Annotated in this window: 22 protein-coding genes; 12 read left to right on the plus strand and 10 right to left on the minus strand. The window is 73.7% G+C overall.

The window, feature by feature from the left end:
* Positions 1-114: an integrase core domain-containing protein gene (locus VKZ81_RS24415; RefSeq protein WP_414709466.1), complete on the plus strand. Its 114-nt coding sequence runs from the start codon at positions 1-3 to the stop codon at positions 112-114.
* 28 nt (positions 115-142) lie between these two features.
* Here VKZ81_RS24415 and VKZ81_RS24420 read toward each other — a convergent pair whose 3' ends face one another.
* Both VKZ81_RS24420 and VKZ81_RS24425 read right to left on the minus strand, forming a co-directional pair.
* On the minus strand, positions 143-547 hold the full coding sequence (locus VKZ81_RS24420; protein ID WP_324244005.1) for a CBS domain-containing protein: 405 nt from the start codon (positions 545-547) through the stop codon (positions 143-145).
* A gap of 98 nt (positions 548-645) precedes the next feature.
* The gene (locus VKZ81_RS24425; RefSeq protein ID WP_324244006.1) at positions 646-1,833 is read right to left on the minus strand and encodes an MFS transporter; all 1,188 of its coding nucleotides are present in this window, start codon (positions 1,831-1,833) and stop codon (positions 646-648) included.
* Between the two features lie 207 nt (positions 1,834-2,040).
* On the opposite strand from VKZ81_RS24425, the gene VKZ81_RS24430 reads away from it, so the two are divergent.
* The 5 genes from VKZ81_RS24430 to VKZ81_RS24450 are packed head-to-tail and all read left to right on the plus strand — an operon-like array spanning position 2,041 to position 9,192.
* The gene (locus VKZ81_RS24430) at positions 2,041-5,754 is read left to right on the plus strand and encodes a nitrate reductase subunit alpha (protein WP_324244007.1); all 3,714 of its coding nucleotides are present in this window, start codon (positions 2,041-2,043) and stop codon (positions 5,752-5,754) included.
* Positions 5,754-7,481: a nitrate reductase subunit beta gene (gene narH, locus VKZ81_RS24435; protein WP_324244008.1), complete on the plus strand. Its 1,728-nt coding sequence runs from the start codon at positions 5,754-5,756 to the stop codon at positions 7,479-7,481. The genes VKZ81_RS24430 and narH overlap by 1 nt, the downstream gene beginning before the upstream one ends.
* The gene (gene narJ / locus VKZ81_RS24440) at positions 7,478-8,104 is read left to right on the plus strand and encodes a nitrate reductase molybdenum cofactor assembly chaperone (protein ID WP_324244009.1); all 627 of its coding nucleotides are present in this window, start codon (positions 7,478-7,480) and stop codon (positions 8,102-8,104) included. The genes narH and narJ overlap by 4 nt, the downstream gene beginning before the upstream one ends.
* Complete coding sequence (gene narI, locus VKZ81_RS24445; protein ID WP_324244010.1) at positions 8,101-8,826, plus strand: respiratory nitrate reductase subunit gamma; 726 nt, start codon at positions 8,101-8,103, stop codon at positions 8,824-8,826. The genes narJ and narI overlap by 4 nt, the downstream gene beginning before the upstream one ends.
* A 30-nt stretch (positions 8,827-8,856) precedes the next feature.
* Positions 8,857-9,192 carry a cupin domain-containing protein gene (locus VKZ81_RS24450; RefSeq protein ID WP_324244011.1) on the plus strand — a complete coding sequence of 112 codons (336 nt, stop codon included), beginning with the start codon at positions 8,857-8,859 and terminating at the stop codon, positions 9,190-9,192.
* On the opposite strand, the gene VKZ81_RS24455 is transcribed toward VKZ81_RS24450, so the two are convergent.
* Positions 9,167-9,652 (minus strand): hypothetical protein, encoded by a 486-nt coding sequence (locus tag VKZ81_RS24455; RefSeq protein WP_324244012.1) that lies wholly within the window; start codon positions 9,650-9,652, stop codon positions 9,167-9,169. The two genes, VKZ81_RS24450 and VKZ81_RS24455, sit on opposite strands and share 26 nt — an antisense overlap.
* A 564-nt stretch (positions 9,653-10,216) precedes the next feature.
* On the opposite strand from VKZ81_RS24455, the gene VKZ81_RS24460 reads away from it, so the two are divergent.
* From VKZ81_RS24460 to VKZ81_RS24470, 3 genes are all read left to right on the plus strand, one after another.
* A complete protein-coding gene (locus tag VKZ81_RS24460; protein WP_324244013.1) occupies positions 10,217-10,666 on the plus strand; it encodes a pyridoxamine 5'-phosphate oxidase family protein in 450 nt (149 codons plus the stop codon).
* Positions 10,663-11,286, plus strand: a complete 624-nt coding sequence (locus VKZ81_RS24465) for a CBS domain-containing protein (RefSeq protein ID WP_324244014.1) — start codon at positions 10,663-10,665, stop codon at positions 11,284-11,286. The genes VKZ81_RS24460 and VKZ81_RS24465 overlap by 4 nt, the downstream gene beginning before the upstream one ends.
* Before the next feature lie 76 nt (positions 11,287-11,362).
* Positions 11,363-12,235, plus strand: a complete 873-nt coding sequence (locus VKZ81_RS24470) for a universal stress protein (RefSeq protein WP_324244015.1) — start codon at positions 11,363-11,365, stop codon at positions 12,233-12,235.
* 26 nt (positions 12,236-12,261) lie between these two features.
* Here VKZ81_RS24470 and VKZ81_RS24475 read toward each other — a convergent pair whose 3' ends face one another.
* Positions 12,262-12,837, minus strand: a complete 576-nt coding sequence (locus VKZ81_RS24475; protein ID WP_324244016.1) for a TetR/AcrR family transcriptional regulator — start codon at positions 12,835-12,837, stop codon at positions 12,262-12,264.
* Positions 12,838-12,898: 61 nt separating this feature from the next.
* Between VKZ81_RS24475 and VKZ81_RS24480 the strand changes: the two genes are divergently transcribed.
* Positions 12,899-13,393 (plus strand): FBP domain-containing protein, encoded by a 495-nt coding sequence (locus tag VKZ81_RS24480; protein WP_324244017.1) that lies wholly within the window; start codon positions 12,899-12,901, stop codon positions 13,391-13,393.
* Positions 13,394-13,448: 55 nt separating this feature from the next.
* On the opposite strand, the gene VKZ81_RS24485 is transcribed toward VKZ81_RS24480, so the two are convergent.
* Both VKZ81_RS24485 and VKZ81_RS24490 read right to left on the minus strand, forming a co-directional pair.
* The gene (locus VKZ81_RS24485; RefSeq protein WP_324244018.1) at positions 13,449-14,024 is read right to left on the minus strand and encodes an SPFH domain-containing protein; all 576 of its coding nucleotides are present in this window, start codon (positions 14,022-14,024) and stop codon (positions 13,449-13,451) included.
* A 465-nt stretch (positions 14,025-14,489) separates the two neighbouring features.
* Positions 14,490-15,386: a LysR family transcriptional regulator gene (locus VKZ81_RS24490; RefSeq protein ID WP_324244019.1), complete on the minus strand. Its 897-nt coding sequence runs from the start codon at positions 15,384-15,386 to the stop codon at positions 14,490-14,492.
* 119 nt (positions 15,387-15,505) lie between these two features.
* Here VKZ81_RS24490 and VKZ81_RS24495 point away from each other — a divergent pair, with 119 nt between their 5' ends.
* Positions 15,506-16,696, plus strand: coding sequence for a CaiB/BaiF CoA transferase family protein (locus VKZ81_RS24495; RefSeq protein ID WP_324244020.1), 1,191 nt, complete (start codon positions 15,506-15,508; stop codon positions 16,694-16,696).
* Between the two features lie 17 nt (positions 16,697-16,713).
* Positions 16,714-18,054 (plus strand): SLC13 family permease, encoded by a 1,341-nt coding sequence (locus VKZ81_RS24500; protein ID WP_324244021.1) that lies wholly within the window; start codon positions 16,714-16,716, stop codon positions 18,052-18,054.
* Positions 18,055-18,106: 52 nt separating this feature from the next.
* On the opposite strand, the gene lipP1 is transcribed toward VKZ81_RS24500, so the two are convergent.
* The 4 genes from lipP1 to VKZ81_RS24520 form a co-directional block, all read right to left on the minus strand.
* Positions 18,107-19,054 carry a LipP1 family hormone-sensitive lipase gene (gene lipP1 / locus VKZ81_RS24505; RefSeq protein ID WP_324244022.1) on the minus strand — a complete coding sequence of 316 codons (948 nt, stop codon included), beginning with the start codon at positions 19,052-19,054 and terminating at the stop codon, positions 18,107-18,109.
* Between the two features lie 113 nt (positions 19,055-19,167).
* Complete coding sequence (locus tag VKZ81_RS24510; protein WP_324244023.1) at positions 19,168-20,907, minus strand: flavin-containing monooxygenase; 1,740 nt, start codon at positions 20,905-20,907, stop codon at positions 19,168-19,170.
* A 182-nt stretch (positions 20,908-21,089) separates the two neighbouring features.
* A complete protein-coding gene (locus tag VKZ81_RS24515) occupies positions 21,090-21,569 on the minus strand; it encodes an NAD(P)/FAD-dependent oxidoreductase (RefSeq protein ID WP_324244024.1) in 480 nt (159 codons plus the stop codon).
* 447 nt (positions 21,570-22,016) lie between these two features.
* On the minus strand, positions 22,017-23,219 hold the full coding sequence (locus VKZ81_RS24520) for a uroporphyrinogen decarboxylase/cobalamine-independent methonine synthase family protein (RefSeq protein ID WP_324244025.1): 1,203 nt from the start codon (positions 23,217-23,219) through the stop codon (positions 22,017-22,019).
* Positions 23,220-23,238: the final 19 nt, after the last annotated feature.

A 23,238-nucleotide genomic window follows, 5' to 3' on the forward strand; every position in this document is an offset into this window, starting at 1 on the left:
CTGTCCAACCACGAACGACTCACCGCCCTCGACACCTGGGTCGATCGCTACAACACTCGACGCGCCCACTCCGCTCTCGGTGGCCGACCCCCAGCCACCCGACTCGCCGCCTAACTGTCAACAACCTCCCGGGTCAGTACAGCTAACCCGCGGCGGCGCGCCCCCTGGCCACGACGCGCAGGACGTCGCGGCGCGACACGATGCCCACCGGGCGCCCGTTCTCGACGATCGGCACGGACCTGATCCCCGCGTCGAGCATCGCCGAGACCACCTCGGCGAGGTCGGCGTCGGGCCCGAGGCAGATCGGGTCGCGGGTCATCACCTCGCCCACCGGCGGTTCCGGCCCGGTGTCGATCTCCCAGCGGTCGGGGTGGAACCGGCCGCGCAGCAGGTCGGCCTCGGTGGTGATGCCCACGACCCGCCCGTCGTCGTCGACGACCGGGGCGGCGCTGTAGCCGTGCGAGAGGAGCAGCGCGGCGGCGACGTCGGTCGGCACCTGCGGCCGCAGGAAGACCACCGGGCTGCTCATCACGTCACGCGCCTTCATGCCGTCTCCTCGCTCCCGTGGGTTCCCCCACCTCCAGCGTGGCCCGCGGGCCGGCCCCGGCACAGGGCCGATGGCCCCGGGTCGGCGCGCGGCCCAGATCAACGCGAGGCGTGCGCGCGCACGCGCCTGCGCACGGTGGTCGCGGTGAGCGCGCCCGCGGCGGCCGCGGTGAGCGCGAGCAGCACGTACCCGAGCGAGTAGTCGTCGAAGATCCCGTGGGTCAGGCCCATCACGAGCGGCGGGAAGAAGCCGCCGAGCCCGCCCGCCGCGCCGACGAGCCCGGTCACCGCTCCGACCCGCTCCGGCTCGACGAGCCGCGCGAGCAGCGCGAACACCGCTCCGGTGCCGACGCCGAGCGCGGCGGCGAGGCCGAGGAAGGCGACGGTCCCGATCGGGACGAGCGGCAGCTCCAGCGCGGCCAGCACGGCGAGGGCGGTCACCACGGCGTAGGCGCCGGTGAGCACCCGCACCGGGTCGTGCCGGTCGCACATCCACCCGCCCACCGGTCGCATCGCGACCGCGAGCACGACGAACCCCGCGGTCCGCAGCGCCGCGTCGCCGCCCTCCAGCCCGAACGCCGTCGTGAGGTACGACGGCAGGTAGACCGAGAACGCCACGAACCCGCCGAACGCCACCGCGTAGAGGAACGACAGCTGCAGCGCCACCGGCATCCGCAGCGTGGCGACGAGCCGGGCGAGCACCGAGCCCGAGGCGACCGTCCGGCCCGGGCGGTCGCGCAGCAGCAGGAAGCCGACCGCCGCGAAGAACACGAGCACGACCGCGACCAGGTCGAACGGGAAGCTCGGTCCGAACGCGGCGGCCAGCTGCACGGTGGAGAACGCCGAGATGGCGGTGCCGCCCATCCCCGCGCCGAAGATCCCGAGGGCGAGGCCGCGCCGCTCGGGCGGGTACCAGGAGTTCACGAACGGCACGCCGATGGCGAACGTGGTGCCGCCGAGCCCGAGGAAGAACCCGCCGACGAGGTAGTCGGCCAGCGAGTCGGCGAAGTGGCCGAGGTAGAGGACCGGCGCCACGGTCAGCAGGGCGACGGTCGGGAACATCCGGCGCGCCCCGAGCCGGTCGGTGAGGGTGCCCACCGGGATCCGGCCCACCGACCCGACGATCACCGGGACCGCCACCACCAGGGACTGCTCGAACGAGGTGAGCCCCAGCTCGTCGCGCAGCGACGCCCCCAGCGGCGACAGCAGCGCCCACGCCCAGAACGTCACCGCGAACCCGACGGTGGCGAGCACGAGCGCTCGGCGGGCGGACGGATCCTCGACCATGATCGCCTCCGGATGGGGTGGCCAGGCCCGATTCCGCCAGCTCGCCCGCCGGCCGGACAGGGCCGTTGCGACCGAGTACCCGGGACTTTCGCCGGTGATCCGCCGCGCCCCGCGGCAGCATCATGGGACGCCCAGCGATCGACAGGCATGGCCGCGGCCGGCTGCGGGAACGCCGGTACGGGGCGGACCACGGGGGGAGCTTCACGCATGGGCGGGCGACACGTGGCGGGGACGACCGGGGGCCCGGCGGACGGGCCGGGCACCGACGGCCCCGTGGCGGACGCGCTGCTGCGGACCGGCCGCTTCTTCACCCGCCGCGAGACGTCGCCCGACCTGCGCGCGGAGTACCGGGAGGGCGGCCGCTCCGGCGACGTCTTCTACCGGGATCGCTGGAGCCACGACAAGGTCGTGCGCTCCACGCACGGGGTGAACTGCACGGGCTCGTGCTCGTGGAAGGTCTACGTCAAGGACGGGATCATCACCTGGGAGAGCCAGCAGACCGACTACCCGTCGGTGGGCCCCGACTCCCCCGAGTACGAGCCGCGCGGCTGCCCGCGCGGCGCCGCGTTCTCCTGGTACACCTACTCCCCCACGCGGGTCCGCTACCCGTATGCCCGCGGCGTGCTGGTCGAGATGTACCGCGAGGCGAAGGCGCGCCTCGGCGACCCCGTGCTGGCGTGGGCGGAGGTCACCACCGACCCGGACAAACGCCGCCGCTACCAGCGCGCCCGCGGCAAGGGCGGCCACGTGCGGGTCTCGTGGGACGAGGCCGTGGAGATGGTCGCGGCCGCGCACGTGCACACGATCAAGGCCTACGGCCCGGACCGGATCGCGGGTTTCTCGCCGATCCCGGCGATGTCGATGGTCAGCCACGCGGTCGGGTCGCGGTTCATCGAGCTCGTCGGCGGTTGCATGACGTCCTTCTACGACTGGTACGCCGATCTCCCGGTGGCCTCGCCGCAGGTGTTCGGCGACCAGACCGACGTGCCCGAGTCCGGTGACTGGTGGAACGCCTCCTACCTCGTCATGTGGGGGTCGAACGTCCCCATCACCCGCACGCCCGACGCGCACTGGATGGCCGAGGCCCGCTACAAAGGCCAGAAGGTCGTCGTGGTCTCGCCCGACTACGCCGACAACACGAAGTTCGCCGACACGTGGCTGCCCGCCCAGCCCGGCACCGACGGCGCGATGGCGATGGCCATGGGCCACGTGATCCTCACCGAGTTCTTCGTCGACCGGCGCGTGCCGTTCTTCGTCGACTACGTGCAGCGCCACACCGACCTGCCGTTCCTCGTGACGCTCGACGAGCGCGACGGGGCGCACGTGCCCGGGCGGTTCCTCACCGCGGCCGACCTCGGCGACACCGGGGAGGGCGCGGCGTGGAAGACGGTGCTGGTCGACGGCCGCACCGGGGAGCCCGTGGTGCCGAACGGTTCGCTGGGCTTCCGCTACACCGAGTCGGGGCGCGGCCGGTGGAACCTCGACCTCGGCGAGGTCGCCCCGCAGCTCACGCTGCTCGGCGGGGAGGCCGCCGAGGTCCTGCTGCCCCGGTTCGACGCCCTCGACGGCGCCGGCGGGGTGCTGCGCCGCGGCGTGCCCGTGCGCCGCGTGGGCGGGCGGCTGTGCACCACCGTGTTCGACCTGCTGCTCGCCCAGTACGGCGTCGCCCGCCCGGGCCTGCCCGGGGACTGGCCGACCGGCTACGACGACGCGGACGCCCCCTACACGCCCGCCTGGCAGGAGCCGATCACCTCCGTGCCGGCCGAGCAGGTCACGCGGGTCGCCCGCGAGATGGCGCGCAACGCCGAGGAGTCCGGCGGCCGCACCATGATCATCATGGGGGCGGGGATCTGCCAGTGGTTCCACGGCGACGCCACCTACCGCGCGGTGCTCGCACTGCTGTTGCTCACCGGGTCGATGGGCCGCAACGGCGGCGGCTGGGCGCACTACGTCGGGCAGGAGAAGTGCCGGCCGATCACCGGCTGGGCGACCATGGCGATGGCCACCGACTGGTCCCGCCCACCGCGCCAGATGATCGGCACGGCCTACTGGTACACCCACACCGACCAGTGGCGCTACGACGGCTACCGCGCCGATGCCCTCACCTCACCGCTGGCGCGCGGCCTGCTCGCCGGCATGCACACCATCGACACGATCGCGCTGTCGGCCCGCCTCGGGTGGATGCCGTCCTACCCGCAGTTCGACCGCAACCCCCTCGATCTGGCCGACGAGGCGGGCGACGGCGACGTCGCGGCCCACGTCGTCGACCAGCTCCGCGCGGGGCGCTTGAAGTTCGCGATCGAGGACCCCGACGCGCCGCAGAACTGGCCGCGCTGCCTCACGCTGTGGCGGGCGAACCTGCTCGGGTCGTCGGCGAAGGGCGACGAGTACTTCCTCAAGCACCTGCTCGGCACCCACAACAACCTGCTCGCCGACCAGACGCCCGCCGACCGCAGGCCCCGCGACGTGACCTGGCGCGACGGCGATCCGCCCGAGGGCAAGCTCGACCTGCTGCTGGCGCTGGACTTCCGGATGACCAGCTCCACGCTGCTCGCCGACGTCGTGCTCCCGGCCGCCACCTGGTACGAGAAGCACGACCTCAACACCACCGACATGCACCCGTTCGTACACGCGTTCACCCCGGCCATCGACCCGCCGTTCGAGACGCGCACCGACTTCGACGCCTTCCACGCGATCGCCCGCCGCTTCTCCGAGCTCGCCCGCACGCACCTGGGCGTGCGCCGCGACGTCGTCGCCGTCCCGCTGCAGCACGACACGCCCGGCGAGACCGCGCAGCCCGGCGGCCGGGTGCGCGACTGGCGGACCGGTGAGGTGGAGCCGGTGCCGGGGCGGACCATGCCGAACCTGGTGGTGGTCGAGCGGGACTACACCGCGATCGCCGACAAGATGGCGAGCATCGGGCCGCTCGTCGACCGGCTCGGCATGACGACCAAGGCGGTCACCTACCACCCCGACGAGGAGGTCGCCCACCTCGCGGCGACCAACGGGGTGCTGCTCGGCGGCGCGGGCGACGGCCGCCCCGCGATCGACACCGACGCGAAGATGGCCGAGGCGATCCTCGCGCTGTCGGCGACGACCAACGGCCGGCTGGCCGTGCAGGGGTTCCGGGAGCTGGAGCGGCGCACCGGCACCCGCCTCGCCGACCTCGCCGAGGGCAGCGAGGAACGGCGCATCACGTTCGCCGACACCCAGGCCCGCCCGGTGCCGGTGATCACCAGCCCGGAGTGGTCGGGCAGCGAGACCGGCGGGCGGCGCTACGCGCCGTTCACCGTGAACGTCGAGCGCGGCAAACCGTGGCACACCCTCACCGGGCGCATGCACTTCCTGCTCGACCACGACTGGATGCACGAGTTCGGCGAGGCCCTGCCCGTCTACCGGGCCCCGCTGGACATGCAGCGCCTCTTCGGCGGGCCCCGCCCCGGGGAGCTCGGCGAGGACGGCCGGTCGGTGACCGTCCGCTACCTCACGCCGCACTCGAAGTGGTCGATCCACTCCGAGTACCAGGACAACCTGTTCATGCTGTCGCTGTCGCGCGGCGGCCCCGTCGTGTGGATGAGCGAGGCCGACGCCGCCGCGATCGGCGTACGCGACAACGACTGGGTCGAAGGCGTCAACCGCAACGGCGTTCTCGTCGCCCGCGCGATCGTCACCCACCGCCTGCCGCCGGGCGCCGTGTTCGTCTACCACGCCCAGGAGCGGGTGGTGAACGTGCCGCGGTCGGAGGTCACCGGGCGCCGCGGCGGCATCCACAACTCGCTGACCCGGATCCTCGTCAAGCCCACGCACCTCGTCGGCGGCTACGCGCAGCTGTCGTTCGCCTTCAACTACCTCGGCCCCACCGGCAACCAGCGCGACGAGGTCACCGTGATCCGGCGCCGCGCGCAGGAGGTGCGGTTCTGATGAAGGTGATGGCCCAGCTGGGCATGGTCATGAACCTCGACAAGTGCATCGGCTGCCACACCTGCTCGGTGACCTGCAAGCAGGCGTGGACCAACCGCAGCGGCGTCGAGTACGTCTGGTTCAACAACGTCGAGACCCGGCCCGGCCAGGGCTACCCGCGCCGCTTCGCCGACCAGGAGCGCTGGAAGGGCGGGTGGGTCCGCAACAGGCGCGGGCGGCTCGAGCTCCGGGCGGGCGGCCGGGTCCGCAAGCTGCTGTCGATCTTCGCCAACCCCGTCCTGCCGAACATCCGCGACTACTACGAGCCGTGGACCTACGACTACGACAACCTCACCGACGCCCCGCTGGGCGACGACTTCCCGGTCGCCCAACCCAAGTCGCTGATCTCCGGCGAACCGATGTCGGTCGAGTGGAGCGCCAACTGGGACGACGACCTCGGCGGCGCCCCCGAGCACGGCCCGCGCGACCCGATCGTGGAGCGCATCCGGCGCGAGTCGGAGGACAAGGTCCGGTTCGACTACGAGCGGGCGTTCATGTTCTTCCTCCCGCGCATCTGCGAGCACTGCCTGAACCCGTCGTGCGTGGCGTCGTGCCCGTCGGGGGCGATGTACAAGCGCGCCGAGGACGGCATCGTGCTGGTCGACCAGGACCGCTGCCGCGGCTGGCGCATGTGCGTGACGGGCTGCCCGTACAAGAAGGTCTACTTCAACCACCGCACCGGCAAGGCCGAGAAGTGCACCTTCTGCTACCCGCGGGTGGAAGTCGGGCTGCCGACGGTGTGCAGTGAGACCTGCGTGGGGCGCCTGCGCTACATCGGCCTCGTCCTCTACGACGCCGACGCCGTCACCGCCGCCGCGTCCGTCGAGGACGAGCACGACCTGTACGAAGCGCAGCTCGACCTGCTGCTCGACCCGAACGACCCGACGGTGGTCGCCGCCGCCCGCCGCGACGGGATCGCCGAGGACTGGATCGACGCCGCGCAGCGCTCGCCGGTGTACCGGCTGGCCAAGGACTACCGGGTGGCGCTGCCGCTGCACCCGGAGTTCCGGACCATGCCGATGGTCTGGTACATCCCGCCGCTGTCCCCCGTGGTCGACCGGCTCGTCGAGACCGGGCACGACGGGGAGGACGTGGGCAACCTCTTCGGCGCGATCGACGCGCTGCGCATCCCCGTCGAGTACCTCGCGGAGCTGTTCACCGCGGGCGACGTCGCCCCGGTCCGCGCCGTGCTGCAGAAGCTCGCCGCCATGCGGTCGTACATGCGGGACGTGACGCTCGGCCGCCCGCGGCAGGAGTCGATCGCGGCGTCGGTCGGCATGACCGGGGGCGAGATCCTCGAGATGTACCGGCTGCTCGCGATCGCGAAGTACGCCGAGCGCTACGTCATCCCCACCGCCTACGAGGCCGACGCCCACCACCTGGAGGAGGTCGGCTGCAGCCTCGACGTCGACGGCGGGCCGGGGATGCTCGCCGGCAGCGGCCCGTTCGGAGAGGCGTCCGGACGCCCGGTGCCGGTGTCGGTGGAGACCTTCCACGCCCTGCGGGACCGGCAGACCAGCGACGCCGTCGCCGACCCCGGGGCCCCGGGGGCCCGGATCAACCTGCTCAACTGGGACGGCAAGGGCCGCCCGCCCGGGCTCTTCCCGCCGCCGCGGGAGGCGCCACCGGAGCCCGGCGACATCACCGGCCGCAGCCGGCCCGACGCCACCCCGGAGGAGCCGCGGTGACGGCGCGGGCGGCCGGGCCCGCGGTCGTGCTGCAGGCGGCGTCGCTGTGCCTGCAGTACCCCGACGACGCGGTCCGGGCGACGTTCCCGCTGGCTCGCAGCGCGGTGGCGACGCTGCCCGCCGGGCGGCCGCGCGAGCGGCTGACCGCGTTCCTCGACCACGCGCTCGCCACCCCGCCGGGCCGGCTCGCCGAGCACTACGTCGAGGTGTTCGACCGGCGCCGCCGCTGCTGCCTCTACCTCACGTGGTGGACCGACGGCGAGACCCGCCGCCGGGGCGGCGCGCTCGCCGGGCTCAAGCAGCGCTACCGCGCCGCGGGGCTGGAGTGGGACAGCGCCGAGCTGCCCGACTTCCTGCCCGCCGTGCTGGAGTACGGCGCGACCGCCGACCTGGCCGACGGGCTCGCCGTCCTGCAGGAGCACCGGGCGGGGTTGGAGCTGCTGCGGCTCGCGCTCCTCGACGCCCGCACCGCGTACGCCGCGCCCGTCGAGGCGGTGTGCGCGCTGCTGCCCGGCCCCTCCCCCGCCGACGTCGCGGGCGCCCGGGCGCTCGCCCGCACCGGCCCGCCGCAGGAGCAGGTCGGGCTCGAGCTCGCCCCCTTCCCGCCGGGAGGACCCCGATGAGCACCCTCGACGTCCTGCTGTGGGGCGTGCTGCCGTACGTGATGATCGCGATCCTGGTCCTCGGCACGGTCTGGCGGTACCGCTACGACAAGTTCGGCTGGACCACCCGCTCCTCGGAGCTGTACGAATCGCGGCTGCTGCGCATCGGCAGCCCGCTGTTCCACTTCGGCCTCCTCGTGGTGATCATCGGCCACGTCATCGGCCTGGTGATCCCCAAGAGCTGGACCGACGCGGTGGGGTTGCCGGAGGAGGCCTACCACGCACAGGCGCTGGTCCTCGGCGCGATCGCCGGCTTCTGCACCCTGGTCGGCGTCGGCATCCTCGTCTACCGCCGCCGCACCACCGGACCGGTCTTCATGGCCACCACGAAGAACGACAAGGCCATGTACGTCGTGCTGGTCGCCGCGATCGTCGCAGGGCTCGCGACCACCCTGCTGGGCGCCGCGGGCGGCGAGGAGCACAACTACCGGCTGACGGTCGCGCCCTGGTTCCGGTCGCTGTTCGTGCTGCAACCCGACATCGCGGCGATGGCCGACTCCGGTCTCGCGTTCCAGATCCACACGCTCATCGGCATGCTGCTGTTCGCGATCTGGCCGTTCACCCGGCTGGTCCACGCGTTCACCGCGCCGATCCCCTACCTGTTCCGCCCCTACATCGTCTACCGCTCCCGCGCCGGCGGACCGGCGCTGCGGCCACCGCGTCGCGGGTGGGAACGGGAGTGAGCGAGGAGTTGAGCCGAGGAGTTGAGCACCGTGCGGAAGCTGTCGCTGGACGCGCTCGCCCGTGAGCAGCTCGAGGCCGCCCGCCGCAGCAGCGCCGGGCGGGCGGCGCACACCGCCGTGGGTGGGCACGAGCACGTGATGCGCCAGACCGTGATCGCGCTGCTGGCCGGCAGGGAGCTGGCCGAGCACAACAACCCCGGTGAGGCCACCGTGCACGTCCTCGCCGGCCGGGTCCGCCTCGTGAGCGGCGACGACGCCTGGGAGGGCAGGCAGGGCGACCTGCTGGTCGTCCCGCCCGCGCCGCACAGCCTCGAGGCGCTCGCCGACTCCGCGGTGCTGCTCACCGTGGCCAAGCACCGCGGGTGACGGCGCCACCCCCGGTCGCGCCACCCCTGCTCGCGCCACCCGGGCGGTGCGCGGCCTGGGCGCGGCGGACCACCACCGGGGCCAGCGCGGTCCAGACCGGGACGAGCACCCAGATCCGGCCCGCGGTGACGTCGTAGTCGGCGAGCATCGCCGGCCACGACAGGCCCTCGACGGCCCGGCCCCACCCGAACTCGAAGGCCAGCGTCATCGCCACCCAGGCGAGGCCGATCGCCCACGCCTGCCGCGCGGTCGGGATCGGCCGCCGCCGGTGCAGCCACCACACGTAGCCGGTCAGGGCCGCGAGCAGGAACACCGTGGCCAGTGCCCGGGCCGCGGTCTCGCCCAGCAGGGGCTGGGTGACCACGGCCCGCAGCGTGCCGTTCACCAGGGCCAGCGCGAGCATCCCGAACCACGCCACCACCCAGCTCCGCCGGACCGGGCCCCGCTTCCGCTCGTCCACGCCCCCAGCGTCGCCGGCCGGCGCCGCGGCGGGCAGGGCCGGTCGGCCGCGCGGGGCGGGACCTCCGGCGGCGGCCGCCCCCGCTGCCGCAGAGCACGCTCGGTGGCGTCGAGGGGAGCGGGCCGTGTCGGGCGACGCCGCGGTGCCCCGGTTGCGGCCCGCCGAGCTCGCGAACCCGTGGGGGAAGGACCGCACCACCCCGTCGCAGATCCGCACTGATCGGCGAGCTCGCCACGCCTCGACGTGCCGCGGGTCCGCGCCGAGCAGGACCGGGGGTCCGGCGGGCGCCGGAGCATCGAGCGGCCCCACCCCGGGGGACCGCCGGCCCGGGTGCGCGACCCCACGTTCGATCCCCTCGACCACACCGGGCGGCGGTGCTGCCGCCGGGCGGGGACCTCGTCGCGTGGAGCGCCGACCGGGCGGCCCGCGACGTCGCCCCGCTCGCGGCGGGATCGATCGCGCGCTCGGAGAACGGCCGGCCCGACCAGCGGGGACCTTCGACCCTGTCAACGGCCCGCGGCAGAGGGGATCGTCGATTGTCGAACGCCACGAAGGAGAGCCACAGTGACAGCCGCGAACCGAGCGGCGATCGTCGAACTGGTGGAGCTCGACGAGGCCGAGTGCCTCCGCCTGCTCGCCACGAGCGAGATCGGCCGCGTCGTTTTCACCGATGCCGCCATGCCGGCGGCCCAACCGGTGACCTACCTCCTCGACGGCGAGGAGATCATCTTCCGCACCGCGGGCGGGAGCAAGCTCGCCGCGGCCACCCGCGGCGCCGTCGTCGCCTTCCAGGTCGACCAGATCGACCCGGCGACACGCACCGGCTGGACCGTGCTCGGGGTCGGCGAGGCCTACGAGGTGGTCGTCCCCGAGCGGCTGGCCGAGCTGGCCGCCCGGCTGCCGGAGCCGTGGGCGCCGGGCCGCACCGGCCACACCGTCGCCGTGCCCCTGCAGCGGCTCACCGGGCGCAAGCTGGTCGCGACGCCCTCCACCGTCACGGAGGGTGCGGCGTGAGGGCACGCGATCTGATGACGAGCCCCGTGGTGACGGTGCGACCGGACGCCGCGGCGAAGGAGGCCGCACGCCTGCTCGTCACCCACGGGTTCGCCGTGCTCCCGGTCGTCGACGCCGAGGACCGGCTCCTCGGCGTGGTCTCCGAGGCCGACCTGCTGCGCGACCGGATCCTGCCCGACCCGCGCGAGCTCATCCACGACCGTCCACCGTCGCCGCCGCCCGAGCCCGCGCCGGAGGTCGCCGGTGTGATGACCACGACGGTCGTCACCGCCACCCCGGACACCCACGCCGCGCATCTCGGAAAGTTGATGGTGGAGCGGCACCTGCGCGCCATCCCCGTCGTGGACGGCGACCGCCTGGTCGGCATCGTCAGCCGGGTCGACGTGCTGCGCACCATCGCCCGCGACGACGAGGCCATCGCCCGCGGCGTGGCCGCGCACCTCGCTGCGGCCGGCAGGCGGCGCTGGGACGTGGAGGTTGCCGACGGCGTGGTCTCGCTGGCCTGCGAGGGAGCCGACGAGACCGACCGGCACGTCGCCACCGTCGTGGCGGGCTGTACGCCGGGCGTCGTCGGCGTCCGCATCCGCGACGAGGTGGCAAGCGGCGCCGCGCAGCGGTGACCATGGAGAAGCACGACCGACCATGACGACCGACATGACGACGGAGACGACGACGAGGACGACGGAGGAGCGTGAGATGGACGCACCGCGGAGCCAGGCCGATCGGAACCGACCCGGTGTGGTCGTCGGCGTCGACGGCAGCCGGCTCGCGCTCGACGCGGTCCGGTGGGCGGTGACCGAGGCGCGCCTGCGCCGGGCACCGCTGCACATCCTGCACGGCGCCCCCTACGCCGCCGGTTCCACCGTGGGCACCCGCCGGGCCCGCGACATCCTCGGCCGGGCCTACACCGTCGCCTACCGCATCGACCCCACGCTGCGCATCTCGACCGAGCACACCGAACGCCCCGCGACCCCGTCGCTCCTGGACGCCGCGCAGCACGCGCAGCTGCTGGTGGTCGGCATGGGCGGCGGCGAGCGGCCGCAGGAGGTGCTCGTCCACTCCGTCGCGCTGGAGGTCAGCGGGCGCTCCCCGTGCCCGGTCGCCGTCGTCCGCGGCCGCTACCACTCGCCGGCCCGCGCCCCCGTGCTGGTCGGGGTCGACGACCCGGCGACCGACACCGCGGCGCTGAACGTCGCGTTCCAGGACGCGCAGACCCACCGCGGCCGCGTCGTCGTGCTCCACGCCGGGGACGACAACCCGCTCGTCGGTGGGGTCGCCGCGCTGGAGCCGTGGACCTCGCGCTTCCCGGACGTCCCCGTCGAGGTGAAGGTCGTTCAGGAGTCCCCGGTGCCGGCGCTGCTCGCCGCCGCGGTCCAGGCGCGGCTGGTCGTCGTCGGCAGCCGCGGCCGGCGGGCACCGGCGCGCGCGCTGTTCGGGTCGACCAGCCGCGCGGTGGTGCGCCGCTCCCCCGTGCCGGTCATCGTGGTGAACCCGCAGGCCGCCCGGACGCTGGCGCAGCCGGCCACCGCGCCCACCGCGTCCGTGGCGGCGAGCCCGTCCGCCCAGTGACCACGCGGGGTGGCTCGCGGCGCTGATCAGCTCGGTGCCGCGGGCCAGTTGCGCAGGAGGGCGTCCAGGGCGTCGAGGATGCGTGGCCAGGTCTCCGCGCTGTCGGGGGCGCTGTGGGCGAAGCCGCCGCCCGCCTCGAGGCTCACGTACCCGTGGACGACGCTGCCGAGCAGCCGTACGGCCGGGACGTGCTCGGATTCGGGGATGTCGTAGCCGCGCAGGATCGCCGCCGCCAGTTGCGTGTGCCGCGGGCCCGCGCTGGCGGCGGCGGTCTCGGGGTCGAGGTCCAGCCGGGCGGCGGCGTAGCGGCCGGGGTGCGCGTGGGCGTAGTCGCGGTAGACGTTCGCGAAGGCGACCAGGGCGTCCTTGCCGGCCCGGCCGGCCAGCGCGTCGGCGACGAGGTCGGCGAGCTCCTCCAGCGCGAGCAGGGCGATGCGGGTCTTGAGGTCGCGCGAGCTCTTCACGTGCGAGTACAGGCTCGCGACCTTCACGTCGAACCGCCGGGCGAGCGCCGAGACGGTGACCTCGTCGAAGCCGACCTCGTCGGCGAGATCGGCCCCCGCCCGAACCAGGCGTTCGACCGTGAGGCCCACGCGCGCCATCGCTCCCCCCTTGTATGCTGCCTAAAGTGTTTAGGCAAACTACCACTAATCTTAGGCAGCGATGATACGGCTCAGCGAACGGGACATCCGCCGGTCCTTCGTCAACTGCTCGAAGGGCGAGGCCCAGCGGCTCAAGCTGCCCGCCGGCCTCGACACGCTCCCGTGGCCCGATCTCGACTTCCTCGGGTGGCGCGACCCGGGCGCCCCGGGCCGCGCCTACCTGGTCGCCGAGCGGGCGGACAGCCTGATCGGCGTCGCGCTGCGCGCCGCGCCGCCGAACGCACGCGGGTTCACCGCACGCAGCATCTGCTCGCTGTGCCTGACCACGCACACCAGCAGCGGCGTCGTCCTCATGAGCGGGCGGCGGACCGGCGCGGCGGGGCGGAGCGGGAACTCGGTCGGGCTGTACGTGTGCGCGGACCTGGCCTGCTCGCTCTACGTCCGGGGCCGGAAGCAGACCGTGGGCGGGGCGGTCGACCGGGGCATGTCGGTGGAGGAGAAGATCGCGCGGACGGTGGGGAACCTCGAGGCGTTCCTCGACAAGATCGTCGAGTGAGGTTCCGCGGGGCGCTGATTCGACAGCCCCGCTTTCCGGTTCCGCGGAACCCGCTTCACGCCGACCGCACGAGCCCTCGACCACCCCGAGCCGCGAACCCCTCCGCCCACCGGAGCAGATCGGCGCCGAGGCGCACCTCGATCCGGGTCAGCTCGACCCGGGCGACCTCGACCCCCCACCCGGCCGTCCTGGTGTTGACCGCCGCGGTCAGCTCACCGCCGTCGTCGAGCACCGGCTCGGCGAGCTGGGCCAGGTCGCGCACCCCGACGTAGCGGCCGATCTCCGCTTCCAGGGCGTCGACCGTCGCCGGGCCCGGTGGGTCGGCGGCCAGCGCGTAGCGAACCGGGTGGGTCACGGAGACGAGGGCGGCGCCGTTGACCGTCACCGGCACCCCGTCCCGGGTGGTGGCGTCGAGGAACAGCACGTCGACCCAGGTCGCGCGCAGCGGCACGCGGATCTCGCGGTCGAGGCCGGGCAGCACGACCGCGAGGCCGGGACCCAGCACCCGGTGCCGGCCGCGCCGGACCCGGACGAGCCGCTCGCCCGCGGGCACGACGCGCACGGCGTTCACCGCGAGCGCCGCCAGCACGAGCGCACCGGACAGCAGCCAGGCGAGCAGGGTGTGGCTCATCGCCGTCGCCTCCCTCCCCGCGCCGTGGGACTGCCTACTCCACCTCCCACGCTGCCCGGGGGCGAGCCCGCCCGCACGGGCCACCGTCGGCCGACATGCGGTGGCGGCACTGCCGGACCTCGGCAATCACGAGCGCCCCGCCGCCGGTCAGCCCAGGCCGGTGAGGATCGACGGCGGCATCCTGATCTCCAGCAGGACGATGAGGACGTTGAGCACGATCCCGAACACCGCGACGGACGGGATCACGAACCGCCACCGCTTCCCCGCCTCGGAACCGCAGCAGCGCCACCAGCGCGACGCCCTGGGCGCGCACGGCCTCCTCGAGGAAGGCCCCGGATCATGGGCTCGTCGATGGTGCACGTGACGCACTCGTCGGCGGGTCCTACCCGCTCGACGAGCAGCAACCGACGTCCGACCCAGGTGCCGGACGTCGTTCGTCGCGGATGCCCGATCGCATCCGATCGGTCACCGGCCGTGGCCGTGGTGCACCAGCTCGCCCGCCAGCTCGCGCACGAGCCGGCGCACGATGCGCGCCGGGCGCGACGGCTGGCCGTCCCGCCGCTGGGTGAGGCACAGCTCGACCGGCTGCACGTCGCGCAGGGGCACGAACGCGAGCCCCGTGACGTCCTCGGAGGTCTCGAAGCGGGCGAGCACCCCGAGCCCCGCCCCCTGGCCGACCATGACCTTGACGGTCCGCGCCGACATCGCCTCGACGACGACGTCCGGTTCGGGCACGTGCCGGTGCAGCACGTCCCACAGCACCGTGCCGCGGCGCATCGTGACGATCGGCCAGTGCTCCAGGTCGCGCCAGTGGACGTGGCCGCGGCCGGCGAGGGGGTGGTCGGCGCGCACGTACACCCCGAGCGGCGCCGTCACGAGGGGGATCCGCTGCAGCCCGTCACCGGCCGGCTCGGCCGGCGTGGTGATCACCCCGAAGTCCAGCTCGCCCGCCTGCACGGCGGCCTCGATGTCCGCCGAGGCCCCCTCCCGCACGGTGAACCGCAAGCCGGGGTGCTCGCCGCGGAGGCGGCCGACGACGGGGGCGACGATCAGCTCGGCCGTGACGCTGACCCCGCCGACCCGCACGCTGCCCCGGTAGGCGCCGCTGGACTCCATGGCCGCCTCGCGCACCAGGTCCTCGGCGTGGACCAGCCGTCGGAACGGGTCGAGCATCGCCTGGCCGGCGGGCGTCGGCCGCACGCCGGTGCGGCTGCGGGTGAGCAGCGCGACGTCGAGCTCCTCCTCCAAGAGCCGGAGCTGCTCGCCGATCGTGGGCTGGCTGACGCCGCACCGCGCCGCCGCAGCGCGCAGCGACCCGGTCTCGACGGCCGCCAGGAAGTACCGCGCCCGCTCGACCCGCACGGCGCCACCTTAGGGCCATGTTGAAGGCTCTGCCTTGCACCGGTGCACGGTTCCCGCGTCTTCCTCCAGCGGATGCGCCACGGGCATCCTGCGCGAACCCCCCTCGTGAAAGGCGATCCATGGCAGGCGATGCCCCGTTGACCGGCGTGCGCGTGCTCGACCTGTCCACCGTGCTGGCCGGGCCGCTCGCCACCGGGCTGCTCGCCGAGTTCGGCGCCGACGTCGTCAAGGTCGAGCAGCCCGGCCACGGCGATCCCGCCCGCCACTACCCGCCGCTGCAGGACGGGGTGTCGGCGGGCTGGACGGTGGTCGGGCGGAACAAGCGCAGCATCACGATCGACCTGCACCACCCGGAGGCCGCCGAGCTGGTCGGCCGGCTGGCCGCTGCGACCGACCTCGTCGTCACCAACTTCCGGCCGGCCACGCTGCGCAGGTTCCGCATCGACTTCGACGACCTGCGCGCCTACCGCCCGGACCTGGTGATGGTGCACGTCAGCGCCTACGGGCGGACCGGCCCGTACGCCGATCGCCCCGGCTTCGCGCGCGTGGCGGAGGCCTTCGCCGGCCTCACCCACCGCACCGGCCACCCGGACGGGCCGCCGGTCTTCGCCGGCTACCCGGTCGCCGACGGGGTCACCGGCGTCTACGCGGCGTTCGCCGCGCTGCTCGCGCTGCGCCAGCGCGACCGCACCGGCGAGGCGCAGCTGGCCGACATCGGCCTGTACGAGCCGCTGCTGCGGATGATGGAGGACTTCATCGCCGACTACGGCGCCACCGGGGTCCCGCGCGAGCGGCAGGGCAACGAGAACCCGCACATCAGCCCGAACAACCTCTACCGCACCCGCGACGGGCGCTGGCTCGCGCTGCCCGCGTCGACCGAGCAGATGTGGCGGCGGCTGATCGCGGTCATGGACGCGCCGGACCTCGCCGTCCACGACACGCTGACCGCGCGCCTGGAGCACCGCGAGGAGATCGAGGCCCGGGTCGCGGCGTTCGTCGCCGCCCACGACCTGGAGCCGTTGCTGGAGCGGCTGGTCGCGCACGGGGTCGCGGCCGGGCCGGTGAACTCGGCGGCCGACGTCTGCGCCGACCCGCACATCCGCGCCCGCGGGTCGGTCGTCGAGCTCACCGACGACCGCACGGGCCGCTCCCACCTCGTGCAGGCCCCGGCGGGTCGGTTCTCCGGGTTCGAGGGCGCGATCACGCGCCCCGCGCCCGCCCTCGGCGAGCACACCGCGGAGGTGCTGCGGGAGCTGGTCGGGCTGTCCGAGGCGAAGATCGACGACCTGCGCCGCCGCGGCGTGGTGTGACGAGGGAGGAACCGTCGATGACGATGGCCTACGTCTCCATCATCGTCCTCGTAATCCTGTTCGCCGCGACCCTGCTGCCCGCGTTCGACCTCGGGCTGGCCGCGTTCGCGGCGGCGTTCCTGGTCGGGCTCGCCGCGGGTGTCCCGGCCGCGGAGGTGACCGGGTTCTTCCCGGCCGACTTCTTCGTGCTGATCGTCGGGGTCACCGCGCTGTTCGCGGTGGCCCACGTCAACGGCACCCTGGACTGGCTGCTCGACCTGCTGCTGCGGCTGGTGCGCGGCCGCCTGGTGCTGGTCGCGCTGGTGCCGTTCGTGGTCGGCGCGGTGCTCACCGCGGTCGGCACGCTGCCCGCCGCCGCGACCGCCATCGTCGCCCCGATCGCGCTGGGCCTCGCGGCGCGCCACCGGATCTCGCCGTTCGTGGCGGCCGTGCTCGGGGTCACCGGCATCGTCAGCGGCCTGCTCTCGCCGCTCGCCGTCTACGGGATCACCGCGCGGGGGATGGGCGACGAGCTCGGCATCGGGCTGCCCGCCTCGGCGCCGGTGACGTTCCTGTTCGGCGGCGTCCTCACCGGCCTCGTCGTGTGCGCCGCCTTCCTGCTCGTGGGGACGCGGACCGGCGCCCTGCCCCGCGGGCGCGTCACACCCGACGGACCGGGTGACACGGCTGGCGCCGCCGGCGTGGGCGGCCTCGCCGCGGGCCCGCCGCGCCCCGGACCGGGCGCGGCGGCCCGGGCCACGGCCGTCGCCCCCGCGTCCGCGCCACCCGCGCCGGACCCGCGGGCCCGCGCGGTCACGGTCGCGTGCCTGCTCGCCGTCGTCGTCGCCTCGGTCGGGTTCGACATGAACATCGGCTACCTCGGCATCACCGCGGCCCTGCTGCAGCAGGTGCTGTTCCGCATGGAGCCGGCGGCGATCGTGGCGCGCATCCCGTGGGGCGTGGTCCTGCTGATCGGCGGCCTGCTGACCTACGTGGGCCTGATGCAGCACCTGGGCGCGTTCGACCGGCTGAGCGAGCTGCTGCGGGTCGAGGGATCGCCGATGCTCAGCCTGCTGGTGCTGTGCTACATCGCGGGCGTCACGTCGTTCGCGGCGAGCTCGATCGCGGTGTTCGTGACGACGATGCCCCTGCTGCCCCCGCTGGTCGAAGCGGGCGTCTCCCCCGTCGGCGGCGTGCTCGCGATCGCGTTGGCCTCGGTGCTGGTCGACATCAACCCGCTGGGGATCACCGGCGGGCTGATCCTCGGCGCCGCGGAGCCGTCGGCCCGGGCCCGCCTGTTCCGCCACCTGCTCGGCTACGGCCTGGCGTCGGTGGTCGTGGCGCCGTTGGTGGCCTGGGCCGCCTTCGGCGCGTGGTGACGCGCCGTACGGCGACCGGGCCCGTCCGGGTCCGGTCGCCGTGGCGGTCGCGTCAGGCGGCCCGGTCCGAGCTCCCGCTCGTCGCCTTGCGGAACGCCTCGGCGAGGTCGTCGATCATGACGGCCCCGCTGGGCGTCGCGCCGAGGGTCCAGGCGAACCCGTGCAGCATCCCGTCGTAGCGCTTCGCGGTGACCTCGACGCCCGCGGCCTTCAGCGCGGCGGCGTAGGCCTCCCCCTCGTCGCGCAGCGGGTCGTACTCGGCCGTGGCGACGAACGCGGGCGGGAGCCCGGAGAGGTCGTCGGCGCGGGCGGGGCAGGCGTACGGGTCCTTGCCCAGGTCGTAGGCGCCGAGGTAGTGCGCCCAGAACCAGACCATGGCGCCCTTGGTGAGCAGGTAACCCTCGCCGTTCTGCCGGTAGGACTCGGTGGTGAAGTCGAAGTCGGTCACCGGGTAGATGAGCAGCTGCGCGGCCAGCCGCGGGCCCCCGCGGTCCCGGGCGGCGAGCGCCACCGCCGCGGCCAGGTTGCCGCCGGCGCTGTCCCCGCAGGTCGCGACGCGGGCGGGGTCACCGCCCAGCTCGGCCGCGTGCTCGGCGACCCACGCCGTGGCCGCGTAGCAGTCCTCGAACGGCGCCGGGTAGGGGTGCTCGGGGGCGAGCCGGTAGTCCACCGAGACGACGACCGCGCCGGTGCGGTTGGCGATCCGGCGGACCGGGTTGTCGCAGACCTCGATGTCGCCGATCACCCAGCCGCCGCCGTGGAAGTACACGATCACGGGCTTCGGGCCGTCGCCCTCGGGGGTGTAGACGCGCACCGGGATGTCGCCCGCCGGGCCGGGGACGACCCGGTCCTCGGTGGCGACCTCCTCCGGCTCGCCCTGCAGGTCGCGGAAGCCCTGGGCGGCCGCGCGGGCCTGGGGGACGGTCATGTGGTCGAAGGGCGGCATCCCCTGCGCCTCGAGGGCGGCGAGCAGTTGTTGGGCTTCGGGGTGGACGGGCATGTCGTCTCCAGATCGGTCGAAGTGGGGGATGGTGCGGCCGGTCCGCCGCGGCAGGGGGGCAGCGCCCCCGCGGCCGCGGCGGACCGCGCTCGTGGGAGTGGCTGGGTGGAGGGCTACGAGACCGCGGACACGGCCGGAGGTGCCTCGACCGCGTCCTGGTAGGCCGCGCGCGCGACCCCGGTGAAGTCGCCGGCCGCGAGCGCGCCGCCCGTGCCGGTGGCGAAGCCGTCGTACCGCTTGCTCGCGACCGCGTCGCAGATCCGGCGGTAGGTGCCGACCCCGCCCACGTACGGGTAGAGGTTGCGCGGCTTGCCCGGGATGTTCGCGCCGACCCACCAGGAGTTGGCCTTCGGCAGCAGCGTCATCTGCGTGATCTCGTGGTGGTGGGCGACCCAGTCGTCCTCCGCGGCGGGCAGCGGCTCGATGGTGTCGAAGCCGTTCTCCCGCAGGTAGCGCAGGCAGTCGGTGATCCAGTCGACGTGCTGCTCGATGGACACCGGCATGTTCGACAGCACCGACGGGCTCTGCGGTCCGGTGATCATGAACAGGTTCGGGAACCCGTGGGCCGCGATGCCGAGGTAGGTGCGCGGCCCGTCGGCCCACTTCTCCTTCAGCCCGACGCCGTCGCGTCCGCGGATGCCCAGCTTGAACAGGGTGCCGGTCATCGCGTCGAAGCCCGTGGCGTAGACGATGACGTCCACCTCGTACTCGGCGTCCGCGGTGCGCACCCCGTTCGGCGTGATCTCCTGGATGGGCGCGCTGCGCACGTCGACCAGCGTGACGTTGTCGCGGTTGAACGTCTCGTAGTAGCCGTTCTCCAGCGGCGGGCGCTTGGTGAAGAACGGGTGGTCGCGGGGCGAGAGCATCTCGGCGATCTTCGGGTCGCGCACCCGCTCCCGGATCCGCTCCCGCAGGAACTCCGCCGCGGTCTCGTTGGCCCGCTCGTCGAACAGCAGGTCGTTGAAGGTGGTGCCGAGCCGGAACCCGCCGCGCTCCCAGGCGTCGGCGAAGATCCGCCGCCGCTCGTCCTCCGAGACCGACAGGGCGGACCGGTTCGCGATCTCGTACGGGAAGCCGAATCCGGTCTCCCGCGTCGCCCGCCAGATCTCCCGGTACTTGGCCTTGATCTCCCGGGCGTCCTCCTCGCTCATCGGCCGGTTGCGCCCGGCGATGTCGTAGTTGGGGGTGCGCTGCAGGACGTAGAGGTGCGCGGCCTGTTCGGCGATCTCCGGGACGGCCTGCACGGCCGTCGCCCCGGTGCCGATCACCGCGACCCGTTTGCCGGTGAAGTCGACGCCCTCGTGCGGCCAGGTGCCGGTGTGGTACCACTCGCCTCGGAAGCTGTCCCGCCCCGGGAAGTCGGGGAGGTTGGTCGTCGACAGGCAGCCGACGGCGGTGATCAGGTAGGTCGCCGTGACCTCCCCGCCGTCGTCGGTGCGCACGGTCCACCGGCCGGTCGCGTCGTCGTACTCGGCCGCAACCACCCGCGTCGAGAACTGGATGTCCTTGCGCAGGTCGAACCGGTCGGCCACGTGCTGCAGGTAGCTCAGGATCTCCGGCTGGGCGGCGAAGCGCTCGCTCCAGGTCCACTCCTCGAGCAGCTCCTCCGACAACCGGTCGGAGAAGCTGTAGAAGTAGCTCTCCGAGTCGCACCGGGCGCCCGGGTAGCGGTTCCAGTACCAGGTGCCGCCGACGTCGTCGGCCGCCTCGAACACCCGCGCCGACAGCCCGAGCGTGTCGCGCAGCCGGTGCAGCATGTAGAGGCCCGAGAAGCCGGCGCCGACGACGACTGCGTCGAAGTCGGGGGTGGGTTTCGTCGTCGCTTCCTGTGGGACCTGTCCACCGATCGGCATGGTCCTCCTCACTCTTCGCGGTCGCCGTTGACGGAAGAAGACGTCGGAGTGACGCCGTGCCCGCGGATGGCGGAACGGGGATCACACAGCGTTGTGATCTACGCCACGGCAGGCAGCCCGATTCTGCATGAATCTAGGGTCATGGTTCCACCCCTGGCGCCGAACGGCCGCTAGCCCGCTGGTCAGGGTGCGGCGATCTTGCGGATGCCGATGCGGTGCAGCAGGCGGGTGGCGACGAGGTAATCGAGGTGGGCGCCGGGCCACTGGGTGATGTTGGCGCCGTTCGGGGCGTGGTAGTAGTTGCGGCAGCCGGATTCCATGGCGTTGGCCTTCTTGGCGATCTGGTGGTCGATCCAGCGCACCCACCGGTGTTGGGCCCGGGGGTCGGTGTCGACGTAGCCGGGGCCGGTCTCGAGGCGGCGGACGGCTTTGGCGGCGACCTCGGCCTGGCGTTCGAGTTGGGACTGCTTGTCGATCCCGCGGACTTCGAGGTTGGCCAGGAAGCGGGTGGGTGGGAAGCCGGTGCTCATGATGAGCACGTCGGCCTCGTGGTGGGCGCCGGTGGCGTCGACGAGGCCGGTTTCGGTGACCGCGGTGACCGGGTGCGGCACCAGGCGCACGTGGGGCAGGTTGAGGGTGGGGTGGAAGGTGGAGGCCGGCACCGGGCGTTTGCAGCCCACGGGTAGTCCGGGGTGACCGCGGCCCTCCTCGTCGGGTCGTGCACGGTGCGCCGGATGTAGTCGAGGCAGGCGCGGCGTTTGCGCTGTTGGGCGCGGCTGGTGGCGTCGTAGGCGGTGAACCGGGCGATCGACTGGGCGAACGGCCACGCCCGGTGGGCGCGTTGGGCGCCGGGGACGTGGCGGTAGATCCAGCGTTCCCGCGGGGTGAAGGGGCGTTCGCGCTTGGGTTCGACCCAGCCGGGTTCGCGTTGGAACACCCGCAGCGGGGCGACCTCGTCGGCGATGCCGGGCACCACCTGGGCGGCGGTGGAGCGAACGTCGCCCGGGTCAACTGCCGCAGCTTCACCGCCGCCGCGATCCCTGCGAACCCGGCCCCGATGATCCCCACCCGCACCGCCCGCCGCGGGATCCCGCGCCGTGGGCGGCCGCTCAGCCCCACAGCCGCATGCTCGCGAGCGCGGCGCCTTCGCCGAGCGCGCGCAGCTTCGCCCACGCGACCTCCTCGTGGCCGACCCGGGACCCGATGCCGCAGTCCGTCCCGGCCTGCACGTTCTCCTTGCCGAGCACGCTCGCCAGGTTCACCAGTCGTTCCGCGATCAGCTCGGGGTGCTCGACGAGGTCGGTGGCGTGGCTGACCACCCCGGACATCAGCATCCGGCCCTCCGGCAGGTCGACCTCCTCCCACACCCGCCACTCGTGCGCGTGGCGGACGTTGCCGCCCTCGATGGCGTAGCACTGCGCGTTCACCCGCAGCAGCAGGTCCACCACGTGGCGCAGCTCGATGTCGGTGGTGTGCGGGCGGTGGCCGCTGCCCCAGCAGGAGTGGAACCGCACCTGCTCGAGCGGGATCCCCTCCAGCGAGTGGTTGATCACCTCGACCGCCATCTCCAGGTACTTGCGCAGGTCGCGCACGCTCCACTCGGGGTAGAAGGTCCAGGTGGTGAGGAACTCCGGCTCGTCGATCTGCACGATCAACCCGGCGTCGGTGATGGCCCGGTACTCCTCGCGCATCACCTCCGCGACGGCCATCAGGTACTCCTCCTCCGACGGGTAGTACGCGTTGACCGCCCCCGCCCCCAGGCTGAGCGGACCCAGCGCGGCGATGAAGCCCTCGGTGTCGTCGTCGCGGTCCTTCAACGCGTGCTGCAACGCCGTGATGTCGGCGGCGATCGCGTCGTAGCCGGTGTAGCGGACAGGCTCCACGCACACCCGCACCGCCTGCTTCGGCGGCGGACCGGGCTTCGCAAAACCGGGCCGCACCGGGCCCCCCGACCCCGACAACCACAGCCCGGACTCGTAGAACCCGGGGTAGCGCCTGCGGTCCCGCTCCGCGACGCCACCCCGCTTGGGCGGCGGGGCGTCGTCCCCCGTGCGCCGCTCCCACCCGGTCACCCGCGCCTGGATGTAACCCGAGTACGCGCCCGCGGCGCCGGCCTTGACGTACTCGCCATCGTTGACGACGTCGATGCCGCAGTCGATCTGCTGGTCGACCACCTCCTGCACCGCCTCCGGGAGCCGGGTCTGCACGGCGGCCTCGTCGCGCTCCGGCTTGGCGAGCATCTCGTTGAGGTCGGGCGGGAGCGGCAGGTTTCCCCCGTGCGAGGTCCGGATCCGTCCTTCGTTGCGCTTCATCTGCGGTTCTCCTCCTGTC

This window comes from Pseudonocardia sp., assembly GCF_035305885.1.
GTDB lineage: Bacteria > Actinomycetota > Actinomycetes > Mycobacteriales > Pseudonocardiaceae > Pseudonocardia.